The organism is Streptomyces sp. CB02056 (assembly GCF_001905545.1).
Taxonomy (GTDB): Bacteria; Actinomycetota; Actinomycetes; order Streptomycetales; family Streptomycetaceae; genus Kitasatospora.
Window position 1 is genome coordinate 1 of record NZ_LIPD01000024.1, and the last position, 22331, is coordinate 22331.

Genomic DNA, 22331 nt, shown 5'->3' on the forward strand with positions numbered 1-22331 from the left:
GTTTTTTGTGTGTTAGGGGAAGATGTTTTGGCCGGGGGTGAGGGTGTGGGTGGGGTCGTAGGTGTTTTTGGCGTTGGTGAGGGTGGTCCAGTGGGGGCCGTAGTGGTTTTGCCAGTCGGTTTGGGTCATGTTGGGGATGGCGCCGACGAGGTAGCGTTTGGCGCCGAGTTGGGTGGCGGTGTTGTAGAGGGTGCGGTTGCGGGTGAGGGCGGGTTGGGGGTTGGTGTTGGGGTGGGGGAAGGCGAGGAAGTCGAAGAGGTAGGTGGTGGGTTCGTTTGGGGTGATGGCGAGGGGGTGGGTGAGTTTGTTGGTGTGGAAGGGGTAGCAGAGGAGGAGGCCGGCGCCGATGTCGTCGGGGGTGATGTGGGGGAGGGCTTGGTTGAGGAAGGTGGGGGTGGTGGTGGCGGGGAGGAAGAGGGAGAGCCAGGGTTTGGGGGCGTTCCAGTAGCCGAGGTTTTTGATGGTGTCGGCGAAGGTGTCGGCGCGGTAGGTGTAGTCGCGGTAGGTGGTGTCGTTGGTTTCGGTGGTGGTGGGGTTGAGTCCGGTGAGGAGGGTTTGGGGGTTGGGGGGTGTGGTGTTGTAGTGGGCGACGGCTTCGATTTTGTAGCGGGGGGGTTGTCCGTTGGGTTGGATGAGGATTTCGCCGACTTGGGAGGGGAAGCGGCCGTCGTTGAGGATGGTTTGTTGGTCGGTGAGGAAGGTGTGTTGGTCGTTGTAGGTGAGGGTGAGGACGAGGGCGCGTGTGGGGGCGGGGATGAGTTTGACGGTGGCGCGGGTGATGATGCCGACTTGGCCGGCGCCGGCGAGGGCGGTGTGGAAGAGGTCGGGGTTGCGGGTGGGGGTGGCGGTGAGGATGCGGCCGGTGCCGGTGACGATTTCGATGGATTCGACGGTGTCGGCTTGGAGGCCGTGTTTGTGGACGGTGGAGCCGATGCCGCCGATGCTGATGGTGCCGCCGATGGAGAGGTGGAGGTAGTCGGTGAGGCAGGGGGGTGTGAGGTTTTGGGCGAGGGCGGCGTCGGTGAGTTGGGCCCAGGTGACGCCGGCGTCGACGGTGGCGTTGGTGGGGGTGATGGTGTGGATGCGGTTGAGGGCGCGGGCGTTGATGCTGATGCCGCCGGCGGCGCCGGCTTGGCCGTAGTTGGAGTGTGATTCGAGGTCGTTGCCGGTGCCGCTTTGGCCGTTCATGGCGACTTTGAGGCCGTTGTGGCGGGCGTAGTTGATGATGTTGGCGATGTCGTGGGGGCCGGCGGGGTTGAGGACGGCGTAGGGGGTGGTGGTGGTGAGGCGGCCGAAGTCGTGGGAGTGGGCGGTGGTGGTGGTGGGGTTGGTGGTGAGGGTGCCTTGGAGGGGTGGTAGGGGGGCGATGTGGCCGGTGGGTGTGGGGGTGTTGGTGGTGGCCCAGGTGCGGGTGGTGGTGTTGAAGCCGATGATGGTGGCGGCTGCCGCGGTGAGGAGGGTGCGTCGGGTGAGGTCGGGGTGGGTCATGCGGGGTGGTCTCCTTGGTGGTGTGGGTGGTTGGTGGTGGGGGGTGGTGGGCGGGCCTGGTTGGTGCGGTGTTCGCGGGGCCGGCGCCCTGGAGGGTGTTAAGTCTCTTTAGCGCCGGGGTGGTTGTGGGCGGTGTCCGGGCCGGTGGTGGTGGCGTCCTGGCCGGGCGGCCGGGTGGCGGTGTCCGGGTGCGCTGGGTGGTGTCCTTGGGCGGGCGGGTCGCGGCGGCCCTGTTGGTCCGGGGTGGTGCGGGAGAGGGGTGACCGACCGGGCCATGGGGCCGGTCGGCGAAGTGAAGTCCCGTTCGTTTCGGGCTTGTTGATGCTGGTATGGGACCTCGGTCTTGCCTGCCTGCCGGTCCTGTCCGGCCCCCTGTCGGTTTCTCCGGTGTTGCTGTACTGCGACGGCGTCCGTCCGTACTGGTTCCTGCTGGGGCTGCCGGCCCCGCTGGCTCTGCCGTTTCGCTCTTGCTGTCCTGCTCCAGCCGGTCGTACTGGCCGCTTCTGCCGGTTTCACCGCAGTGGTCGTACCGGTTGTTCCTGTCGACTGCTTCTACTGGCGTCGTTGTTGCCAGTGCACGGGCTTCGTCGGTTCGGGCCGTGCTGGTCTTCGGGTTCTGCCGGCCGGTGCCCTGTTGATCTGATCGTCGTGGCCTTGCGGGCCGTTCCTGCTGGCCCGTGCCGACCGCTTCCAGCGCTCTGGTCCTTGCCGACTGTTCCTGCTGTCGGTACTGGTCCTGGTGCTCTGGTTTTGCGGGTATCGCCGGTGGTTCCTGCCGGTCCCGTCGCCCAGGTGGACCGGCCCTTCTCGGTCGTGCCGTGGTGCGAGTACGTCCGTCCGTGCTGGCTCCTGCTGGTGCTGCCGGCCCTGCCGGCCCTGTCGGCCTCACCGGCCCGGTCCTGGCGGCTGCCCGGGTGGCTCTGCTGGCCCGGTCGTTCCGGCGCTGCCTGTTCGCTGGTGGTACTGGTTGTGGTGGTGCGGGGCTGGTTCTCTTGCTGTTCTGCTTCAGCTGGTCGCGCCGGCCGGTCTTGTTGGTCCGGCCGTAGTGGCTGTACCGGCTCTCCTGCTGGGCCGTTCCTGCTGGCCCGTGCCGACCGCTTCCAGCGTTCTGGTCCTTGCCGGCTGTTCCTGCTGTCGGTACTGGTTCTGGTGTCCTGGTTTTGCGGGTGTCGCCGGTGGTTCCTGCCGGTCCCGTCGTTCCGAGCGCATCGGCCTTCTCGGTCTTGCCGTGCCGGCGGTGTTGGGTGTTCCTGCCGGTCTTCGGGTCTCACCGCATTTGGCTTCGTTGGTCCTGGCCGTGCTGGCTTTTGCCGCTGCCTGGTGCCCGGTGCCCGGTGCCCGCGCCGTGGGCTGTGTGTTGTTGCTGTGGGGTGGGTGGCCGGTCCGTGGTGTGGGCCGGCCTGTCCGTTGTCCCCTTGCTCGTTGTCCCTTGCCCGTTGTTCTTGTTCCCGGTGCCGGTTGTCCCTGTCCGCGTGTCCTTGCCCCGTTGTCCGTTGGCCTTGTCCGTGTCCCGGTGCCTGTTGGCCTTGTTGGTGTGTCCTCGTCCTTGTTGAGGCCGTGGGCGCGTGCGTGCGGGTGTGGGCGCGGGTGGCCGTTGGCGTGCGTGCGGCCGTGGCGGCGGTGGGTGCCGTGCGTGGGTGTGGGGGTGGGTTAGGGGTTGGGGGTGTGGTTGGTGTGGGTGGTGGTTTGGTAGTTGGTGAGGTCGAAGGTGCGGGTTTGGTGGCGGAAGCGCCAGGTGTAGGTGGGCCAGATGGAGGGGTTGTTGCCTTTGGTGTCGGTGTACCAGCTGGTGCAGCCGCCGGTGTTCCAGACGGTGTTTTTGAGGCGGTTTTGGAGGGTGTTGTTGTAGGTGGTCTGGGCGTGGGGGTGGACGTCGAGGGTGGTGAGGTGGTGGGTGTGGAGGGTTTTGAGGGCGGCGAGGATGTAGGTGATCTGGGCTTCGATCATGACGGTTTGGGAGGAGTGGCCGAGGGTGGTGTTGGGGCCGAGGAGCATGAAGAGGTTGGGGAAGCCGTGGATGGTGGTGCCGCGGTGGGCGGTCATGCCGTCGCGGTTCCAGGTGTCGGCGAGGGTGTGGCCGTTTCGGCCGTGGATGAGGTGGGCGACGGGGCGGTCGGTGGCGGTGAAGCCGGTGGCGAGGATGATGGTGTCGATGTGGCGGGTGGTGCCGTCGGTGGTGGTGATGTGGGTGGGGCCGATGCGGGTGATGGTGTCGGAGACGATGTCGACGTTGGGTTGTTGGATGGCGGGGTACCAGGTGTTGGAGAAGAGGAGGCGTTTGCAGCCGACGGTGTAGTCGGGGGTGAGGCGCTTGCGCAGGGCGGGGTCGGTGACGGATTTTTTGAGGTGGCCGGCGGCCATGTTCTTCATGCCGGTGGTGCGGGAGGGGCGGGACATGAAGAACGCGACGATTTCGCGGCCGTGTTTGTTGAAGGTGCGGCGGAAGCGCTGGTAGCCGGGGAGGTGGCGGAGCATCCAGGTGTGGCGGGGGGTGTTGGGTTTGTCGGGTTTGGCGGCGACCCAGGGGGGTGTGCGCTGGTAGAGGTCGAGGCGGTTGACGTCGGGTTGGATGGCGGGGACGAACTGGATGGCGGAGGCGCCGGTGCCGATGACGGCGACGTTGCGGCCGGTCAGGTCGTGGTCGTGGTTCCAGCGTGAGGAGTGGAAGACGGTTCCGGTGAAGGTGTCGAGGCCGGGGATGTTGGGGATGGCGGGGTCGGAGAGGTAGCCGGTGCCGGTGATGAGGGCTTGGGCGGTGTAGCGGCCGTGTTTGGTGCGGATGTCCCAGTGGTGGTGGGTGTCGTTCCAGGTGGCGTCGAGGAGTTCGTGGTCGTAGCGCAGGTGGGGGTCGACGCCGTGTCGGGTGGCGCAGTCCTTGAGGTAGGCGTGGACTTCGGCCTGGGTGGCGAAGGTGGATTTCCAGTCGGGGTTGCGGGCGAAGGAGTAGGAGTAGAGGTGGGCCTGGACGTCGCAGGCGCAGCCGGGGTAGGTGTTGTCGCGCCAGGTGCCGCCGAGGTCGGTGGCGCGTTCGAAGACGAGGAAGTCGTCGATGCCGGCTTTGAGGAGGCCGATGGCGGTGCCGAGGCCGGAGATGCCGGCGCCGATGACGGCGACTTTGAGGTGGCGGACGGCGAGGTCGCCGGTGGGGTGGGGGGCGGTGGCGTGCTCGGTGCCGGCGGTGGTGGCGGTGGCGGCGACGGTGATGGCCGCGGCGGTGGCCGTACGGGTGCCCGTGCCGGTGGTGCGGGGCGGGGTGCGGGGTGCGGTCGTGGTGGCGGCCGTGCCGGAGGCGGACGTGCCGCCGGTCGTGCCCGTGCTGGTTCCCGTGCCGGTGGCCGTACCGGTGGCCGTGCCCGTACCGGTGCCGGCCGTGCCGGTGTTGGCGGTGTTGGTGCCCGTGGTGTTGGTGGTGGGGGTGGGGGCCACCCCCGCCGCCGGGGCTGTGCCGGTGCTGGCGTCGGTGGGTGTGCCGGTGCCGGTGGTGGTGGTGTTGGTGGTGCGGTTGGGGGCGGGGGTGGTGGTCATGGCGTCGGTGTCCTTGTCTCGGGTGTCCTGGGTGGGCCCGGGGGTCAGGCGCGGCGGGTGAGGGTGACGCGGAAGTTGTTGAAGATGTGGTCTTCGAGGGTGTAGGCGAAGATGTCGAGGTAGCGCTCGAAGCGGGCGACGGTGGTCTCGTCGGTCATGGTGACGGCTTCGTCGCGGCGGGCGGCGAGGAGTTGGAGCCAGGCGCGGCAGGCGCGGGCGAAGGACTCGGGTTCGTTGCGGATCTCGGTGACCTCGAAGAGGCCGTCGAGGCCGGCGGCGAGTTCGGGCAGGCGGGGGATGTGGCAGCCTTCGAACTCTTCGCGCTGGAGGAATTTGAGGTCGTCGAGGAGCTGGCGGCGCAGTGGGGGGTTCTCGACGGTCATGGTGTGCAGGACGAAGCGGGCGCCGGGCTTGAGGAGGGAGTGGACCTGCTTGAAGAAGACGCGGTAGCGCTGGGTGCGCTCTTTGGGGGTGAGGGAGGACAGGACGAAGTGTTCGAGGGCGTTGATGCAGAACGCGGCGTCGTAGGGGGCCTGGCCGTCGGCGAGGCGGTGGTCTTCCCAGCTTTCGACGCGGGCTTCGATGGCGGGGTTGTTCAGGGCGTCGACGAAGTCGGCCTGGGTGCGGGAGAGGGTGACGCCGACGGCCTTCTTGACGCCGTGGACGGTGGTGAGGCGGTTGAGCATGGTGCCCCAGCCGCAGCCGATGTCCAGGACGGTGTCGGTGTGGGCGGCGCGGGCGAGGTCGGTGAAGGCGTCGAGTTTGCGTTCCTGGGCCTCGTCGAGGACGGCGACGAGGTCCTCGCCGTCCTCCCAGTAGCCGCCGGAGTACATCATGGTGGGGCCGAGGATGAGCCGGTAGAGCTCGTTGGGGACCTCGTAGTGGTGGCGGATGGCCTCGACGTCGGGGTTGATGGTGCGGGCTTCGACGGTGGTCATGGGATGGGGCCCCTCGGTTGACGGTTGTGGGTGTGTGGGGTTGTCGGACGGCGGTGGGTCGGCCGGTGCGGGGTGGGCGGGTGGGCGGCCCGGTCGGGCCGTTTCCGTGGTGGTCGGCCCGGTGCGGGCCGGGGTGGCAGGTCCGGCCGCTGTCCTGGTGCCTGCGGTGGGCGGCTGGGTGCCGTCCGGTGTCCGACGGTGGTCTTGCTGAACTCGGCCGCTGTCCCGGGTGGTTGGTGCCGTCCGGGAGAACGGTCGGGCCGTTCGGTGCCGCGTGGTGTGGTGCTGGGCCGGCCGTCGTTCAGGGCGGCTGGGTGCCGTCCGGTGTGCGGCGGTGGTTCCGGCTGAACTCGGCCGCGTCCCCGGGTGGTTGGTGCCGTCCGGGGCGGGCGGTGCGGCCGTTCGCGGTTCTTCGGTGTCTGCCGTGTCGGGCGGCTGGGTGACGCCCGGGTGGTCTTGCTGAACTCGGCTGCGTTCCCGGGTGGTTGGTGTCGTCCGGGGCGGGCGGGTGCGGTGTCCGGCCGGGTGGTCGGTGGTGCCTGGTGCGGTGCCGGGCCGGTGTTGCGCGGTGGTCGCCGTGCGGGCCGGTACGGCGGGGTGGTGTGCGTGCGGGTGCGGTGTGTTGTGGGTCAGGTAAGCGTGTGTCTCGCAAGCGGTGCGCAAGGGGGCGGGGGGTGGGTGGGTTGCGGGCCGGTTGCGTGGGGGCGGGTTTCATGCGGTTTCGGCAAGACACGCGGCCCCCACGGCCTGTCGCGGGGGGTGCTTCGGTTCCCGGGTGGTGTCGACCGCTGTTCCCGGGGGGTCGTGCCGTGTTGTTCCGGAGGGTTCTCCCGCCGGCTGTCCCACCAGTTCCGCCCGTCGTTCCGCCTGTTCCGCCTGCTTGTTGTCCGTCCGTCCGTTCCTTGTGGCCGTGTGTCCGCTCGTTCGTCCGTCCCCTCGGTGCCGTGTGTGGTGTGTTCCCGGGGGCGGGGTGCGGGGGCGCGTGTCCGGGGGCCGGCCGGCCGGGGGCGGGTGGTGGTGCGGGTGGCGGTGGGGTGGTGCGGGTGGCCGGGAGGGTGCTCCGGAGCGGTGCGGTGCGGGTCCGCGGGTACGGGTTCGCCCGGGCCCTGTACGGGTTCGCCCGAGCCCTGTACGGGTTCGCCCGGGCCCTGTGCGGGGTGTCGCCGAGGCACCCGGTTCCGTCTGCCCGTCTGCCGGCCCGCTCGTGTCCGTTCGTCCGCCAGTCCGCCTGCCCGCCCGTCCGCGTTTGTCGGCCGGCCGGTGGGTGGGGTGGTCGGGGTACGGGTGCGGGGCGGGGTGGCGGCGGTTGTTCCCGGCATGTTCATTCGACGCGTTGACGTGCCCATCACCCGGGAAACGGGGGTGGGCGAGGAGAGGAACGATCACTGATGTCTCAGATTCCCACGATCGAGGACCTGGCCCAGCAGCTCCAGGCGGTCTCCGGTGCGCAGGAGATCGACGCGGACGCCGCGCTGCAGCACATCGCGGACGTCGACTCGCTGGACCTGATGGAGTGGCTGTACGGCTTCCAGAACCAGTACCCGCACATCCCGGCGGACGAGTCGCTGTTCGCGGACATCGACGACACGACGACGCTGCGGGTGGTCCACGAGCGGATCCTGGCGCTCGTGCCGGCCGAGGCCAACTGAGAACCCGGCGCGGGCGGGCGGACGAGGAGAGGGGTCGGGTGGTGAGCGGTTTCGACGTCACCGGCTGGGGCATGTCGGTGCCCGAACGGGTGGTGACCAGTGCCGAGCTCGCGGAGCGTTTCGGCGTGGACGAGCACTGGATCGTCTCGCGGTGCGGGATCCGTGAGCGCAGGGCGGTGGGCCCGGGGCAGACCACGGCGTCGATGGCCGTGGAGGCCGGGCGCCGGGCCCTGGAACGCGCGGGCCTGACGGGCGCGGACATCGCGCACCTGATCGTGGCGACGGCGACCCCGGAGCAGCCCTCGCCGGCGACGTCGGCGTTCGTCCACGACGAGCTGGGCATCGCGGGCAGCGCCCACGACGTGAACTCCGAGTGCGCCGGCTTCGTGTACGGGCTGGTGACCGCGGCGGGTCTGCTGCGCATGGACCCGCGCCCGATCCTGCTGATCGGCTCGGACACCCACACGCTGACCGCGAACCCGCGGGACCGGGACCTGTCGATCCTGGTCGGCGACGGCGCGGGCGCGGTGGTCCTGCGGCCGGGCGCGGTGGACCGCATCCGGGCGTGGAACCTGGGCGCGGACGGCTCGTGCAAGAACAGCCTGAAGGTCCTGGCCGGGGGCTCGCGGATGCCCACCACCGAGCGGACCGTCGCCGAGGGCCTGCACTACGCGCAGATCAACGGCAACGAGATCTACCTGAACGCGGTGCGCTACACGGTGCGCACGATCCGCGAGACGCTGGAGCAGGCGAAGATCACACCGCAGGACGTCGACCACGTCATCCCGCACCAGGCGAACATCCGGATCATCAACTCGGTGCTCTCCCACACGGGGATCCCCGCGGACCGGCTGGTGACGAACCTGGAGCGCTACGGGAACACCGCGTCGGCGTCGATCCCGATCGCGCTGGCGGAGGCCCTGGACTCGGGTCGGGTCAAGGACGGCGACACGGTGCTTTTGGCCGGGTTCGGCGCGGGCATGACGTGGGGCTCGGTCCTGCTGACGTGGGGAGGGGTGGCGCGGTGAGCGGCAAGGACGCCTTCGGCGCCAGGCCCGACTCCCCGGTGGCGCTGGTCACCGGCGCCTCCGGGGGGCTGGGCAGCGAGCTGGCGCTGGCGCTGGACGCGGCGGGCTGCCGGGTCGCGGTGCACTACAACAGCTCCCGGGCCGGGGCGGAGAAGGTCGCCGCCCAGCTGGTCAACGACCACGTGCTGGTGAGCGGCTCGGTCGCCGACTGGGACGCGGTCACCGCGATGTACGAGCAGGTCAAGGCCGCGCTGGGGCCGGTGGACGTGCTCGTCAACAACGGGGCGGTCCGCAAGGACGCGCTGATGGCGATGCAGAACCCCGCGGAGTGGCGGCAGGTGATCGACACGAACCTCGTCGGCTCCTTCCACACCGCCAGGGCGTGCGTGCCGGCGATGCTGCGCGCCCGCTGGGGGCGGGTGGTGAACATCGTCTCCCCGTCGGCGCTGATCGCCACCGCCGGGCAGACCGCCTACTCGGCGTCCAAGGCCGGCCTGATCGGGCTGACCCGCACGCTCGCGGCGGAGTGCGGCCGCCGGGGGGTGACCGTCAACGCCCTGTCACCCGGCTTCATGATCACCGGCATGACGGACACCCTGCCCGAGCACGTGGTGGCGGGCATGCGGGAGAAGGTCCCGGTGCCCCGGTTCGTCACCCCGCGCGAGGTCGCCCGCTCGATCACGCTGTTCCTCGACCAGGACTGCATGACCGGCCAGGTCATCAGCATCGACTCGGGAGCCTCCATCACCTGACCGGCCGCCCCGGGCGTGTCCGCCGGGGCCGGGCCGCCGGACCCGTCCGTCCGGGGCGGCCGGGTCCGTCCGCCCGGGTCCGCTCCGGGCCGGTGGCCGGTAGGCCGGTTCCCGGTCCGCGGGTCGCCTCGCGCCGCGCCCTCTCGGCCCCCTGTCCGGCCCCGTGCCGGACAGGGGGCCGAGGGGGCGCACCCGCGTTCCCGCTCGGGGGTGTCGCGGCAGGCCCCGGCTGGGCACGCGGCAGCGGCAGCCCCGCCCCGCCCCGATCAGGTACCGTCGGCCGTCCCGGAAGCCGCCCGCCCGCCTGGCCGTCCCGCGGCCGGCGGCGTCGTTTCCCTCGCGGCGGGTCCGGCCGGCGTCGCGTCCTACCCCCGGAACGGGTCCTCCAGGACGGGGACGCAGGGTGACAGCAGCGGATCCGCGTGCTCGCTCACCCGTCCGCGGGCCATCCTGTGGACGAGGACCTCGTTCTCACGGCCGGGGTCCTCGTCGTCGCGTACGTGCAGCAGGCCGTAGGAGCCCGGCGCCCGTTCACCGACCTCGCGGAAGAACGCCGGGATCCGCGCGTCACGGTGGTTCGAGAAGCCGCCGAAGTGGACGAACACCTCCCCGTTCATCCACCGCAGATCGAGCAGGTACGGGCTGCCGATCTCCCGGATGCGCTCCTCGATACCCCCGACGATCAGGTGGAGACGGTCGTCGTCGTACTCCTCGTCGTCGGCGCCGGCGCTCTCCAGAACCTTGATCCAGCCGTGGTACTCGAACATGGGCCGAAGCCTACTGAGCGGTCGACCGGCGCCCCACTCGATTCCCGTCCACCCGGGGGCCCGCGGTGTCCAGCCGTCAGCCGCGTGAGGAGCGCAGGTCCGCACCCGCGGCCGCCCGCCGTCCCCGCCCGCCGCCCGTGCCGTGGGTGGTGCCGGTGGTGACGGTGGTGTGTCGGTGGCGGGACAGCGTCCTGCCGGTGTGCCGACAGCGGTCGACGCAAGACTCGGTGACGCCCGATCAGGAACACACGACGACGAGGGAGCCGCCCGTGCCCCGACCCCGGCCCGCCACCGCCTTCCGCACCGCCTTCCGTACCGCTTCGCGTACCGCGTTCCGTGCCGCCACCGCCGTGCTCGTGCTGGCGGCCCTGGCCCCGGCCCACACCGCGACCGCCGACACCGCCGCGACCGCCGACACCGCCGGGCCCGCTGACACCGCCGCGTCCGCTGCGCCCGTGCCGCGCCTGCACTGGGACGGGCCCTGCGCCCAGGGCTTCGAGTGCGCCACCGCCGCCGTGCCGACGGACTACCGCGACCCGCGGGGAACACCCCTGGACCTGGCCCTGATCCGCCACCGCGCCACCGACCCGGCCCACCGCATCGGCTCGCTGTTCTTCAACCCCGGCGGCCCGGGCATCCCCGGCACCGCGGCCCTGCCCGCCGTCTACGGCCTCTTCCCCGAACAGGTCCGCCGACGCTTCGACATCGTCAGCTTCGACCCGCGCGGCACCGGCGCCTCCACCACCCTCCACTGCTTCCCCGACCCCGCCGCCGAACAGGCCCTCCTCGACGGCCTGCCCGCCGGCTTCCCGACCGCCGCCGACCAGCAGGCGGCCTGGACCCGCGCCTACACCGGCCTCGCCCGCCACTGCGCCGACAACGACACCACCGGCCTGCTGGCCCACCTGTCCACCGCCGACACCGCCCGCGACCTCGACGTGCTGCGCCAGGCCGTCGGCGACCGGCGCCTCACCTACTGGGGCACCTCGTACGGGACCCTGCTCGGCGCCGTCTACGCCAACCTCTTCCCCGACCGGGTACGCGCGATGGTCCTGGACAGCGCCCTGGACCCGCGCGCCTGGTCCACCGGCCGCACCCCCCGGCAGCGCGCCCTGCCCCCGTTCCTGCGCACCGGCAGCGACCTCGCCTCCGCCCGCACCCTGGACGCCTTCCTCGACCGCTGCGCCGCGGCCGGCCCCGCGGCGTGCGCGTTCGCGGCGGGCGACGCGGACGCGACCCGCGCCAGGTTCGACGCCCTCCTGGAGCGGCTGCGGCGCGGGCCGCTCGCGCCCGGCACGCCGGCGCGGGAGGTGACCTACGCCTCCGCGGTGTCCACCGTCGCGTCGATGCTGTACACGGCCGCGCCGCTGCCGGGCGTCCCCGACAGCGGCTGGGCGGCCCTGGGCGCGTGGCTGCAGCAGCTGTGGACCGCCCCCGACGCACCGAAGGCCCCCACCCCCGCCCCGGCACCGGCGCCGGGCGCGCTGTCGGGGCAGGCGCAGACCCTGGGCACCCTGTGCGCGGACACCGCCAACCCGCCCGCCGGCGCCGACTACCCGGCCCTGGCCGCCCTCGCCGAGACGCGCTCCGGCGCCGTCGGCCCGTACTGGGTGTGGCAGACCCAGCGCTGCGCGTCCTGGCCCTCCCAGGCCGCCCGGGACCGCTACGACGGGCCGTGGGACCGCCGCACCGCCGCGCCCGTGCTGGTCGTCGCGAACACCGGTGACCCGGCCTGGCCCTACGAGGGCTCCCGCGCGATGGCCGACACCCTCGCCGGGGCCCGCCTGCTGACCGTCGACGGCTACGGGCACACCGTCCTGGGCAACCCGAGCGCCTGCGCGGCCGGGGCGCAGGAGCGCTACCTGGTGGAGGGGCGGCTGCCGGCGCCCGGGACGGTCTGCGCGCCGGACCGCCGGCCGTTCGCGTAGCGCTCCGGGGACGGCGGCGGTGGCGGCGGCCCGTGCAGCCGCCACCGCCGCCGTCGCGGTCGGGGCGGTGCCCGTTCCCCTCCTTTGCGCGGCGCGGGCCCGCCCCCTGCCGAGGGCGGGTCGGTTCCGGGGCCCGGGCGGGTCGTTGCGGGTCGCGGTCCGCGTCGTGCGGGGCGCCCGCCGGCGGTGGTGGCCGTGGTGTCGGCGGTGGTGTCGGCGGCGGGCGGTACGGTCGCCGCATCCGAGCGAGGAGGGCCGCATGGCGACCGGGTGGAGCCTGACGATCGACTGCGCGCACCCGGCGAGGCCGGCCGGGTTCTGGGCGCTGGCGCTGGGCTACGTGCACAGGCCCGCGCCGGCGGGGTTCGGGAGCTGGGAGGAGTGGCTCTCCTACCACGAGGTCCCGCGGGAGGAGTGGGACGACGGCGCGTACCTCTGCGATCCCGAGGGGACGGGTCCCGCCCTGTCCTTCCTGAAGGTGCCGGAGCCGAAGGCGGTGAAGAACCGGGTGCACGTGGACGTGCAGGCCGGCGGCGGCCGTGAGACGCCGTGGGAGGTGCGGTGGCCGCGCGTGGTCGAGGCGGTGGAGCGGCTGACCGCCGCGGGCGCGACGGCGGTCCGTGAGGAGGAGCTGCGGGGCAGGCCCGACCACGTGGTGATGGCCGATCCGGAGGGCAACGAGTTCTGCGTGGTCTGACAACGGACATTCCCCTCCCGGCGGCCGCGGTTCCCGGAAGCCGGGATCCCGGGTGCCGTCCCGGCCGATCCGGTCCACCCGGCCGGGCGGCACGGCCGGCGCCGTCGGTCCCGTGTCGTTCGAGGGCGGCGATCAGGTCTTCGCGGTTCACGACGCGCGGTATGACGCCCTGCGGGTGCCCGGAAGTCCGCCGCTCCGCTGCCCTGGGCGGTCGGGGCCCGGCGGGAGGGGCGCTGGTCCGACAGCCCGCTCGACCTTCACCGGGCGGGACGCCGGGCAGTACGGTGACCGACCGGAACCCGCCACCCACGAAAGGGGACACCGCCATGGTCCACCCGGCCGTCACCCGCCTCTCGGCCCTGATCGGGGAGCCGGGAACCCCGGGCGACAGCGTCGACTGGGACGAACTGGCCCGCACCACGGGCCTGCGCCTGCCCGCCGACTACCGCGACTTCGTCGCGCTCTACGGCGGCGGCGAGCTGGACGAGTACCTCGGCGTCAGCACGCCGCCGGTGGACGGCTCCCCGTACGGCGACCTCCTCGACGCACTGGACTTCGACCCCCGGCAGGAGCCGGCCGCCCCCACCGGCACCGCCCCGGAGGACCTGGAGCAGGGCAGGCTCCTGCCCTTCGCGGGCAGCGCCAATGGCGACGTGGTCTTCTGGCTCTGCGACACCCGCGACCCGGACGGCTGGGACGTCGTCGTCTTCAAGCGCCAGCCCGCATACCGGGAGGAACGCTGGGTCCGCTTCGCGGCGGGCTTCGGCGACTTCCTGGCCGGAACCCTCGACGGCACGCTGCCGAACCCCTTCGGCGACAGCGGCTTCACCAGGACCCCGCACGCCTACCGCCACTGGCGCCGGCCGCTGTGACCCGCACGGCGTCCGCACGCGGCCACCGGCTGCCGGCGGCCTGAGCGGGGCTGCCGGTGGTCAACGGTCCTTCCTCCCGGCCCCGTTGGCTTTCCCGGGTCCGCTCGGCGGCGGGCGGCCACGATCGGGGCCGGCCGCCGCATCCCGCTCACCGCGCCCGCCGCCTCCCGACGTCCGGTCCCACCCCCGGCGACCGTCGCCTCCGGCGCCGACGGGAACGGCAACTCCCTGAACAGGGAGCGTGGTTGCGTCGCGGCCGCCGGCTGTTGGCCGCCCGGAACCCGCTACGGGCCCGGTGGGGACACGTGACCCGTTGCGTACCGTCACCGGTCGCAGAACGTGGGCCAGGACCTTGTTCCGGGGCCGCTCGTCCGGTTCCGGGGGAGTGGTCGTAAGGCCCGGCGTGCGCGGGCATGCCGTCGGGCCGACGGCGCCCCCTTCGCCGGGCCGGGGCCGGGGGAGGGGCGGCCGGTGTCAGGGGCGCTGCCGGGGGGCGGTGGCCCGGTTCCCGCCCGTCAGGCCGTCGAGGACCAGGTCCGTCAGGCGTTCGGGCAGGTCCGGTTCGTCGGGGCGGTGGCCGAGCAGGCAGCGGGTCTGGAGGGGGGCGCAGAGCAGTTCCAGTGCCAGGGCGGTGTCGGTGTCCGGGGGGAGTTCCCCGCGGTCCACGGCCCGGGCGATGATGGCGCCGGCCTGGTCGAGGCGGGAGTGCCAGAAGGTCTGCCAGGCCTCGGCGAGGTCGGGGTCGTCGGCGCTGAGGGCGGCGGCCCGGGCGACGGAGCGGCCGGTGGGGGTGGCGAGGTAGCGGGCCAGGGCGCGGGCGAAGGCGGCCAGGTCGGTGCGGACGGCCCCGGTGTCGGGGACGGGGACGCCCTCGTTGCTGCCGGTGAGCATGGCGTCCAGGACGAGTTTCTCCCGGGTGCCCCAACGCCGGTACACAGTGGTCTCGTTGACGCCGGCGCGGGCCGCGACCCCGGCGACGGTGAGCCGGTCGACGCCCTCCTCGGCCAGTACCTGCGCGGCGGCGTCCAGGACGGCCTGGCGCACACGCGCGGCGCGCCCGCCCGGGCGGCGGCGCACCGGCTGCGGCTGCGGCTCCGACTCCGGGTGCGGCTCGTGTTCGGTCATGTCGATCACCTCGGCCACCACACTAACGCAGGGCCGCTTGCGTTAGGCGCCGGTGCGGGCGCATAGTCGTTAACACAAGTGTTCTGGCTTTAAGAAGCTTGAGTGCGACAGGAGGCACCACCATGTCCTTCACCTGGCCCCTGGACCCGCGGGACCTGTTCGTCGAGCGCTACCCGCAGATGACCCTCGGCCTGCCCGCCGGCGAGGTGGACGCGGTCCGCGCCGCCGTCACCGTGATGTGGCCCGACCGGCCCGGCGGCTGGGTGTACGAGTGGTCCGCCCTCGCCGCCCGCCACGCCGCCGCCGGGCGCCACCGCGAGGCCGCGCAGGCGTACGGCTGGGCCAAGTTCCCCTCCCTCGCCGACGGGCCCAAGCGCACCGCGCTCGCCCGCCAGGTCGAGCAGTACGTCCTCGCGGCCCCCGGCTTCCCGGTGGAGTTCGAGCGCCGCGTCCTCGCCGTCCCCCACCGCGGTGGCGAGGCCGCCGTGCCGGTCCACCTGATGGCCGCCCCCGGCCTGCCCGCCGACGCGCCCCTCGTCCTGGCCAGCGGCGGCGTGGACTCCTGGAAGACCGACCTGCACGGCATGTGGGAGCAGCTCGCGTTCGCCCTGCCGGCGCGGCTGCTGCTGTTCGACCTCCCCGGCACCGGCGAGAGCGCCCACCTGCCGATGACCCCGCACGGCGGGGACGAGGTGGTCGCCGCACTGGTCGCCTTCGCCCGCGCGGCCGGCAACGGGAGGGTCGGCCACTTCGGCATCTCGATGGGCGGCTACTACTCCGCCCGCACCGGACTGACCGGGGCGGTGGACGCCTCCGTGGTGCTCGGCGGCCCGGTCGAGCGCGCCTTCGCCCCCGGCCGCGGCTTCGCCTTCGGCATGGACGGCATCGTCGGCAACGCCCTGGGCTTCGACACCGCGCCGACCAGGGCCGAACTCGACGTGGCCTTCGCCGGATTCGACCTGCGCCCGCTGCTGGACCGGGACGCCAACGGGCCGATGCTGGTCGTCAACGGCACCGAGGACGTTCACGTCCCCCAGGCCGACACCCTGGTGTTCGAGGGCCGCCGCGACACCCGCGTCGAACTGATCCCGGACACCGGCCACTGCGCCGTCTCCCGCTTCGGCGAGGCGATGGCCCTGATCGCCCCCTGGCTGAAGGACACCCTGGCCGCCTGAACCGGCTGCCCCTGGCGCCCCGCCACGGGACGCCCGCCACGAGACGCCCGCCGCGGGACGCCCGCCGCGGGACGCCCGCCACGGCGGTCGTCCTCCGCCCGGCGCGTCCGGGACGGGCAAAAGCGACGGCGGCCCGCCCCCCGTCCTGCCCGTCCCGCTGGAGCGGGGACGGGCGGGACGCGGGGGGCGGGCCGCCGCACCACACAAGGGGTCGGCACCGCGGGCGCGGTGCCGGCCGGTCAGACGAGGGCGGCGAGCGCGGCCTCGTAGTTCGGCTCGTCGGCGATCTCCGCGACCAGCTCGGTGTGCAGGACGGTGTCGTTCTCGTCCAGGACGACGACCGCGCGCGCCGTCAGCCCGGCCAGCGGACCGTCGGCGATCGCCACACCGTAGACGTCGTGGAAGTCCCGCCCGCGCAGGGTGGACAGCGTCTTGACGTTCTCCAGGCCCTCCGCGCCGCAGAACCGGGCCTGCGCGAACGGCAGGTCCGCCGACACGCACAGCACCACGGTGTTCTCCAGCGAACCCGCCTTGGCGTTGAACGTGCGCACCGAGGTCGCGCAGGTCGGGGTGTCGATGCTGGGGAAGATGTTCAGGACCTTGCGCCGACCCGCGAAGTCCTTCAGCGACACGTCCGCGAGCCCCTCGCCGACCAGCGTGAACGACGGCGCCTGGCTGCCGGCGGCCGGCAGCGCGCCACCGACCTGCACCGGGTTCCCCTTCAGCGTGACCTGAGCCATGAAAAGCCTCCTACCAGCAGTGTGTACGGGATGCAACGCCGCCGATCCTACTGCCCGCCCCCACCCCCGCCCGGGGCGACCACCAATACCGGACACCCCGACCAGCCGGAACGGGAAACGGCAGCGGGAAGCGGGAACAGGGCCCCGGACAGGGAAGCGGCGAACCGGACCGCACGGGGCCCACCCCGCGGGCCCCGCCGCACAGACCGTCAACCCGCCCACCACACGCCCCCGCCCGCCGCACGGCCGCGCCCGTCCCCGCCCGCCGTACGGCCGCGCTCTGCGCCGGTGGTGTCCGGCCGCCCCCCTTGCCGGGACCGGTCCGGCGTTCCCGGTGGACGAGGGCGGGGCGACGGGTGGGCCGGGACCTGCCGCGCGGTCGCGGGGGAGGCGGCACCCGCGGGCGCGCCTGCCGCCGCGGCCCCGGCCGCCGCCGCCGTCGGGCCGTGTCCGCTGCCGTAGCGCAGTCCCCCCGTGCCCCGCTGCGCCCCACCGCCCGCCGTGCCGCGCGGGCGGTGACCTCCCCTCACCCCCTCCCGCCCCGGGGTCAGGCGCCGTCCGCCGCGGGCACGGTGAACCGCAGCCCGGTCAGTTCCTGCGACACCTCCCACAGCCGCCGGCCCGCCCGCGGGTCCTGGGCGCGAGGGGCGGGCGAGGTCAGCGCCGGGGCCCCGCGCAGTTCGCCCGGTCCGCCCGGCCCGTACAGCTCCCCGCCGCGCACCCCGGGGGCGGTCGCCGCGTGCAGCTGCGCCAGCGCCCCGCGGGCGGGTGTCTGCGCGAGCGGGCGCAGCAGGTGCCCGAACAGCAGCCGTACCGGTGCGACGGCGCCGGCGCGGGGCAGGGCGGTGGCGGCGTAGCCGGGGTGGGCGAGCACGCTGCGCACGGGGCTGCGGGCGGCGCTCAGGCGGCGGTGGAGTTCGAGGGCGAAGAGGGCGTTGGCGAGTTTGGACTGGTTGTAGTGGCCCATGGGGGAGTAGGCGCGTTCGCCGGTGAGGTCGTCGAAGTCGATGCGGGCGCGGCGGTGGTTGGCGGAGGTGACGGTGACGACGCGGGGGTCGCGGCCCTGGGCGAGCAGGTCGATCAGGTGGGCGGTGAGGGCGAAGTGGCCGAGGTGGTTGACGGCGAACTGGAGCTCGTGGCCGTGCGGGGTGAGGGTGCGCGGGGGTGCCATGACGCCGGCGTTGTTGACCAGGACGTCGGGGTGGGGGCCGTCGGCGCGCAGGCGGGTGGCGAAGGCGTGCACGGAGTGGGGGTCGCCGAGGTCCAGGCGGCGTACCTCCAGGCGGGCGGCGGGGTGGGCGGCGCTCACGCGGGCCGCGGCGCGCCGGCCCTTGTCCTCGTCGCGTACGGCGAGTACGACGCGGGCGCCGCGGCGGGCGAGGGCGTCGGTGGTGGCCAGGCCCAGGCCGCTCGTGGCGCCGGTGACGACGAACACCCGCCCGTCCAGGTCCGGTTGCGGCTCCGGGCCGGGGCCCGGCGCGGGGGCGGGGCTGTGGTCGGGGGTGTGGTTGCTTCGGGGCGTACGACTCATACGGCTCAAGGTGCCCTTCCTGTCACCAAGTGTCAAGGTGGGCATTGGGCGTCGTGTGTGGCGTGGGGGCTAGGATGGGGCGGTGACCTCCCGACCCGCCGCCACCCTGGCCCAGCGCAAACGCCAGCTCGTGGCCGACGAGCTGACGCGGGCGGCGCTGGAGCTGCTGGCGGGCGGCGGGTTCGACGCCGTCACGGTGGACGAGATCGCCACCGCCGCGGGGGTGTCCAAGCGGACGTTCTTCCGCTACTTCGCGTCCAAGGAGGACGTGGTCGTCCGGTTCCTGGGCGCGCTCGGCGCGGCGATGCGCGAGGAGCTGGCCCGCCGCCCGGCGGGGGAGGCGCCCTCGGTGGCGCTGCGGCACGCGGTGTGGCGCAGTGTCGAGGACTGCGCCGGCCACGAGGAGCGCGCCCGCCAGGTGGTGCGGCTGGTCCTGTCCACCCCCGCCCTGCTCGCGCGCTTCCTGGAGCGCCAGGCGCAGTGGCGCGACGACCTCGCCGAGGAGCTCGCCGCCCGCCTCGGCCTGGACGCCGGGCGCGAGCTGTACCCGCGGCTGGCCGCGGACATGGCGCTGGCGGCCTTCCACACGGTGCTCCAGCGCTGGAGCGCCGACGACGGCGCTGCCGGTGGCGCCTCCGGTGGCGGCGGCGGCGCGGCGGTGGACCCCGCCGCGCTGACCGGGAGCTGCTTCGCCGTCATCGCCCCGGCCCTGGACGCCGTCGTGCGCACCCCCGCCCCCGGCGGCGCCCCCGCCACGGCCTGACTCCTGCGGCGCCGGGCGGCCCCCGGCCGCTCCGGCCCCGACGGGGGACTCGCGCGGCCGCCGTCCGCCCGGACGCTCCGGGGCACCCGGCAAGGCGCCCGCCCCGCGGTGCCCGCGGAGGGGTCCGCGGGTGCCACGGGGCGGGCGCCTGCCGGACGGGCCGTCACCGTACGGGTGCGGGCGCCGGTCCGGGCGGCCGGTTCAGTTGAAGACCACGACGTCGGTGCGCATCGGCAGCGGGCTGTTCCACCCGATGCTGATCTTGAAGGTCACCACGCCGTTGCCCGGGGCGATGCTCGAGACCTGGAAGGCCGCGGCGCCGACGAACCGGTTGCCGTTGGAGTCGATCTCGGAGGCCGTGATGACGACCGTCGAGTCGATCCCGATGACGTTCCAGGACAGCTGGAGGTTGAAGGTCCCGTTGCCCGGGCTCCACGTCCACCAGGCCCGGTTCACGGAGCCGACGTTGCCGCCGATGGCCGCGAGGCCCTCGTCCCGGCCGGCGGGCAGCGAGCTGTGCGTGATCTGCGGGACCTCGGAGGCGGAAGGTTCGACTGCGGCCATGGCGGCACTCCCTGCGCCGGGAGAGCCCCCCACGAGCCCTCCGGATACCCAGAGTGTCCGCCGTTGTGCGCAGCGTCACAATCACTCGTGCGAGTGAACCACCGGCGCGTCGCCGTGCCACCCGCGCCACCGCGGCCCCGGGCCGCGCGCCGCCCGGCGCGCACCGCCCGCCACCCGCCTGTCGCCCGGCGCGCACCGCCCGCCGGCTGGCGACCCGTCAGTCCGCGGCCCGTCCCACCCCGCCCCGCGTCCCGCGCGGCTTGCCCGCGGCCGGGCGGTGGCCGACGGTGGAGTGCGAAACGCGCCGCGCGGCCCCGCCCGCCCGCGCGCACCGCCGCCCAGCCGCCCGCCCGGGCCCGGACCACCCGGGCCCGAGCCACCCGAGGGAGTCCCCCGTGAGGATCAACCTGGCCAGCGTCTTCGTCGACGACCAGGACAAGGCCCTGCGCTTCTATACCGACGTGCTGGGGTTCGTGAAGAAGGCCGACGTCCCGCTCGGCGACCACAGCTGGCTCACCGTCGTGTCGCCCGAACAGCCCGACGGCACCGAGCTGCTCCTGGAGCCCGACCGGCACCCCGCCGCCAGGGCCTACGTCGCGGCCCTGGCCGCCGACGGCATCCCCGCCACCTCCTTCGCCGTGGACGACGTGCACGCCGAGTACGAGCGCCTGCGCGCCCTGGGCGTGCGCTTCACCCAGGCGCCGCTGGCCATGGGGCCGGTGACCACCGCCGTCCTGGACGACACCTGCGGCAACCTCCTCCAGATCGCCCAGTACCACTGACCCCGCCCCGCACGGCCCCCGAGGGCGCCCCGCCTTGACACCCCGGATCGTATCCAGAATATTAGATACGTCCCCGAGGGGCCGGACGGCGGAAGGAGCGTGTGCGGTGGACCTGGACCCGCTGGCCGTGCACAAGGCGCTCGCCAACCCGGCGCGCGCGGACTTCCTGCGCTGGCTCAAGACGCCCGAGCGCTACTTCGACGAGCCGTACTACCGCGAGCGCGGCGTCGGCTTCCACATCGGCGTGTGCGTCACCGACATCCAGGAGCGCTCGGGGCTGTCCCAGTCGGTGGTCTCCGGCTACCTGCAGATCCTGCGCGAGGCCGGGCTGCTGGTGTCCGAGCGCGTCGGCAAGTGGACGTTCTACCGGCGCGACGAGGAGACCATCGCCGCCTTCGCCGCGTACGTGCGCGACGAACTCTGACCCCGCCCCACCCCGCTTCGGGGGGCGCCCGCCCGGCGCCCCCTTTTCTTCGACCCAAACGCATCCAACTATCTAGATTTGTGTATCCAATGGAGGCTGTCGTGCCACGCACCGCTCCCGCCCGAAACGCCCTGGCCGTCCCGGTCCTGGCACTGGGCGTGTTCGGCATCATCACCACCGAGATGGGCGTCGTCGGCGTCCTGCCCTCCCTGGCCGAACGCCTGCACGTCACCCCCGCCGCCGCCGGATGGCTGGTCGGCGCCTTCGCCCTCACCGTCGCCGCCACCGGCCCCGTCGGCGTCCTGCTCGCCTCCCGGCTGCGCCGCAAGACCGTCCTGGCCGCGGCGCTCGCCCTCTTCGCCGTCTCCAACGCCGTCTACGCGCTCGGCCACTCCTTCCCGCTCGTCCTGGCGTTCCGGATCCTGCCCGCGCTGCTCCACCCCGTCTTCTTCGCCCTCGCCCTGACCGCCGCCACCCGCCTGGCCGCGCCCGGCAAGGCCGCCCGCGCCGCCACCACCGTCTTCGCCGGCGTCAGCGCCGGCTTCGCGTTCGGCGTGCCCGTCACCTCCTACCTCGCCGAGCACATCTCCCTGCCCGCCGCGTTCTGGGCCGCCGGCGCCGTCAACCTCCTCGCCTGCGCCGGCGTCCTCGCCTTCTTCCCCGACCTGCCCGACACCGCGCCGCCCACCTACGCCGGACAGCTGGGCATCCTGCGCCGGCCCCGCCTGTGGCTGGCCGTCGCCGCCGTCACCCTGGTGTTCGCCGCGATGTTCAGCGGCTACGGCTACATCGCCGAGTACCTGGGACGCGTCACCGGCCTCGCCCCCTCCCTCACCGGCCCCGTCCTGATGGCCTTCGGCGTCGTCATGACCGCCGGCAACATCCTCTTCGGCCGCCTGCTGGAACGCGGCCTCGTACGCACCGTCACCGCCTACCCGCTCCTCTACCTCGCCCTCTACCTCCTGGTCGACGCCGCCGGCCCCCACCCCCTGCCCATGCTCGCCGCCGTCCTGCTCTGGGGCGCCGTCCACTCCGGCGGCCTCGCCGTCGCCCAGGCCTGGCTCGCCCGCGACGCCACCGACGCCCCCGAGTTCGGCAACAGCCTCTTCATCTCCTTCTCCAACCTCGGCATCACCCTGGGCACCACCCTCGGCGGAGCCGTCGTCACCACCGCCGGCCCCCGCCACCTGCCCCTGGCCGGTGCCGCCCTCGCCGCCGCCGCCCTGGCCGCCGTCCTCCTGCGCCGCCGCCTGGACCCGCCCCGGCAGCCCGACCAGCCGCAGCCCGACCAGCAGTCGCGGCCCGACGAGCCGCGGCAGGACGAGCCGCGGCACGAGGAGCCCCGGCCCGCCCCGGCCCCCTGACCGGCCCCGCCGGCCCGCACCCCCTGCCCCGCCCCGGGCAGGGGGCGCACCCGCCCGCCGGCCCCCGACCCCCGGCCGTACCCGCACCGCCCGCGCGGCCCGCACGCGGGAACCCCGGCGGCCCGCCGCGGACCACCGCTACCGTGTCACCGGCCCCCGCCACCGGCCGTCGCGGCGCTCCCGCGCGCCGCACCCGGCCACGACACGAGACGAGTTGAT

Annotated in this window: 19 protein-coding genes; 11 read left to right on the top strand and 8 right to left on the bottom strand. The window is 73.7% G+C overall.

The features are described from left to right. Window positions 1-12 precede the first annotated feature (12 nt). The 3 genes from AMK13_RS38635 to AMK13_RS38645 all read right to left on the bottom strand — a co-directional run bounded on the left by AMK13_RS38635 (window position 13) and on the right by AMK13_RS38645 (window position 5951). Window positions 13-1488, bottom strand: a complete 1476-nt coding sequence (locus AMK13_RS38635) for an FAD-binding protein (protein ID WP_074006252.1) — start codon at window positions 1486-1488, stop codon at window positions 13-15. A gap of 1650 nt (window positions 1489-3138) precedes the next feature. Further along, complete coding sequence (locus tag AMK13_RS38640) at window positions 3139-5013, bottom strand: flavin-containing monooxygenase (RefSeq protein ID WP_107418978.1); 1875 nt, start codon at window positions 5011-5013, stop codon at window positions 3139-3141. A 44-nt stretch (window positions 5014-5057) separates the two neighbouring features. Further along, window positions 5058-5951 carry a class I SAM-dependent methyltransferase gene (locus AMK13_RS38645; protein WP_074006253.1) on the bottom strand — a complete coding sequence of 298 codons (894 nt, stop codon included), beginning with the start codon at window positions 5949-5951 and terminating at the stop codon, window positions 5058-5060. A 1388-nt stretch (window positions 5952-7339) separates the two neighbouring features. On the opposite strand from AMK13_RS38645, the gene AMK13_RS38650 reads away from it, so the two are divergent. From AMK13_RS38650 to AMK13_RS38660, 3 genes are read left to right on the top strand one after another with little or no spacing between them, the layout of a single operon-like run. Next, the gene (locus AMK13_RS38650) at window positions 7340-7600 is read left to right on the top strand and encodes a hypothetical protein (protein WP_049656300.1); all 261 of its coding nucleotides are present in this window, start codon (window positions 7340-7342) and stop codon (window positions 7598-7600) included. Window positions 7601-7641: 41 nt separating this feature from the next. Next, complete coding sequence (locus tag AMK13_RS38655) at window positions 7642-8628, top strand: 3-oxoacyl-ACP synthase III family protein (protein ID WP_049656304.1); 987 nt, start codon at window positions 7642-7644, stop codon at window positions 8626-8628. Then, complete coding sequence (locus AMK13_RS38660) at window positions 8625-9380, top strand: SDR family NAD(P)-dependent oxidoreductase (RefSeq protein WP_049656301.1); 756 nt, start codon at window positions 8625-8627, stop codon at window positions 9378-9380. Before AMK13_RS38655 ends, AMK13_RS38660 begins: the two co-directional genes overlap by 4 nt. 365 nt (window positions 9381-9745) lie before the next feature. Here AMK13_RS38660 and AMK13_RS38665 read toward each other — a convergent pair whose 3' ends face one another. Beyond that, window positions 9746-10147, bottom strand: coding sequence for an Imm7 family immunity protein (locus tag AMK13_RS38665; RefSeq protein WP_074006254.1), 402 nt, complete (start codon window positions 10145-10147; stop codon window positions 9746-9748). A gap of 269 nt (window positions 10148-10416) precedes the next feature. On the opposite strand from AMK13_RS38665, the gene AMK13_RS38670 reads away from it, so the two are divergent. The 3 genes from AMK13_RS38670 (at window position 10417) to AMK13_RS38680 (ending at window position 13644) form a co-directional block, all read left to right on the top strand. Further along, window positions 10417-12075, top strand: a complete 1659-nt coding sequence (locus tag AMK13_RS38670; RefSeq protein ID WP_079272902.1) for an alpha/beta hydrolase — start codon at window positions 10417-10419, stop codon at window positions 12073-12075. A 259-nt stretch (window positions 12076-12334) separates the two neighbouring features. After that, window positions 12335-12772 carry a VOC family protein gene (locus tag AMK13_RS38675; RefSeq protein ID WP_074006255.1) on the top strand — a complete coding sequence of 146 codons (438 nt, stop codon included), beginning with the start codon at window positions 12335-12337 and terminating at the stop codon, window positions 12770-12772. Window positions 12773-13098: 326 nt separating this feature from the next. Next, window positions 13099-13644: an SMI1/KNR4 family protein gene (locus AMK13_RS38680; RefSeq protein ID WP_074006256.1), complete on the top strand. Its 546-nt coding sequence runs from the start codon at window positions 13099-13101 to the stop codon at window positions 13642-13644. Between the two features lie 474 nt (window positions 13645-14118). On the opposite strand, the gene AMK13_RS38685 is transcribed toward AMK13_RS38680, so the two are convergent. Continuing rightward, window positions 14119-14769 (bottom strand): TetR/AcrR family transcriptional regulator, encoded by a 651-nt coding sequence (locus tag AMK13_RS38685; protein WP_074006330.1) that lies wholly within the window; start codon window positions 14767-14769, stop codon window positions 14119-14121. 122 nt (window positions 14770-14891) lie between these two features. Between AMK13_RS38685 and AMK13_RS38690 the strand changes: the two genes are divergently transcribed. Next, window positions 14892-15944, top strand: a complete 1053-nt coding sequence (locus AMK13_RS38690) for an alpha/beta hydrolase (protein ID WP_074006257.1) — start codon at window positions 14892-14894, stop codon at window positions 15942-15944. Window positions 15945-16183: 239 nt separating this feature from the next. Here the strand turns inward: AMK13_RS38690 and tpx are convergent, their stop codons facing one another. Continuing rightward, entirely contained in the window at window positions 16184-16684 is a 501-nt protein-coding gene (tpx, locus tag AMK13_RS38695; RefSeq protein ID WP_049659074.1) for a thiol peroxidase, read from the bottom strand. Window positions 16685-17231: 547 nt separating this feature from the next. Then, window positions 17232-18215, bottom strand: a complete 984-nt coding sequence (locus tag AMK13_RS38700) for an oxidoreductase (protein ID WP_079272903.1) — start codon at window positions 18213-18215, stop codon at window positions 17232-17234. Between the two features lie 82 nt (window positions 18216-18297). Here AMK13_RS38700 and AMK13_RS38705 point away from each other — a divergent pair, with 82 nt between their 5' ends. After that, a complete protein-coding gene (locus AMK13_RS38705; protein WP_074006258.1) occupies window positions 18298-18978 on the top strand; it encodes a TetR family transcriptional regulator in 681 nt (226 codons plus the stop codon). 201 nt (window positions 18979-19179) lie between these two features. Here the strand turns inward: AMK13_RS38705 and AMK13_RS38710 are convergent, their stop codons facing one another. Continuing rightward, window positions 19180-19542 (bottom strand): hypothetical protein, encoded by a 363-nt coding sequence (locus tag AMK13_RS38710; protein ID WP_049661667.1) that lies wholly within the window; start codon window positions 19540-19542, stop codon window positions 19180-19182. 395 nt (window positions 19543-19937) lie between these two features. Between AMK13_RS38710 and AMK13_RS38715 the strand changes: the two genes are divergently transcribed. The 3 genes from AMK13_RS38715 (at window position 19938) to AMK13_RS38725 (ending at window position 22112) form a co-directional block, all read left to right on the top strand. Next, window positions 19938-20324, top strand: coding sequence for a VOC family protein (locus tag AMK13_RS38715; protein ID WP_049660971.1), 387 nt, complete (start codon window positions 19938-19940; stop codon window positions 20322-20324). A gap of 106 nt (window positions 20325-20430) precedes the next feature. Further along, window positions 20431-20748, top strand: a complete 318-nt coding sequence (locus AMK13_RS38720; protein ID WP_198959518.1) for an ArsR/SmtB family transcription factor — start codon at window positions 20431-20433, stop codon at window positions 20746-20748. A 101-nt stretch (window positions 20749-20849) separates the two neighbouring features. Beyond that, window positions 20850-22112, top strand: coding sequence for an MFS transporter (locus AMK13_RS38725; protein WP_074006259.1), 1263 nt, complete (start codon window positions 20850-20852; stop codon window positions 22110-22112). The last annotated feature ends 219 nt before the right edge of the window (window positions 22113-22331 follow it).

Coding starts and splice junctions, on each gene's coding strand:
- AMK13_RS38635 (WP_074006252.1), bottom strand. CDS start 1,488: ATGACCCACCCCGACCTCACCCGACGCACCCTCCTCACCGCGGCAGCC.
- AMK13_RS38640 (WP_107418978.1), bottom strand. CDS start 5,013: ATGACCACCACCCCCGCCCCCAACCGCACCACCAACACCACCACCACC.
- AMK13_RS38645 (WP_074006253.1), bottom strand. CDS start 5,951: ATGACCACCGTCGAAGCCCGCACCATCAACCCCGACGTCGAGGCCATC.
- AMK13_RS38650 (WP_049656300.1), top strand. CDS start 7,340: ATGTCTCAGATTCCCACGATCGAGGACCTGGCCCAGCAGCTCCAGGCG.
- AMK13_RS38665 (WP_074006254.1), bottom strand. CDS start 10,147: ATGTTCGAGTACCACGGCTGGATCAAGGTTCTGGAGAGCGCCGGCGCC.
- AMK13_RS38675 (WP_074006255.1), top strand. CDS start 12,335: ATGGCGACCGGGTGGAGCCTGACGATCGACTGCGCGCACCCGGCGAGG.
- AMK13_RS38680 (WP_074006256.1), top strand. CDS start 13,099: ATGGTCCACCCGGCCGTCACCCGCCTCTCGGCCCTGATCGGGGAGCCG.
- AMK13_RS38685 (WP_074006330.1), bottom strand. CDS start 14,769: ATGACCGAACACGAGCCGCACCCGGAGTCGGAGCCGCAGCCGCAGCCG.
- AMK13_RS38690 (WP_074006257.1), top strand. CDS start 14,892: ATGTCCTTCACCTGGCCCCTGGACCCGCGGGACCTGTTCGTCGAGCGC.
- tpx (WP_049659074.1), bottom strand. CDS start 16,684: ATGGCTCAGGTCACGCTGAAGGGGAACCCGGTGCAGGTCGGTGGCGCG.
- AMK13_RS38700 (WP_079272903.1), bottom strand. CDS start 18,215: ATGAGTCGTACGCCCCGAAGCAACCACACCCCCGACCACAGCCCCGCC.
- AMK13_RS38710 (WP_049661667.1), bottom strand. CDS start 19,542: ATGGCCGCAGTCGAACCTTCCGCCTCCGAGGTCCCGCAGATCACGCAC.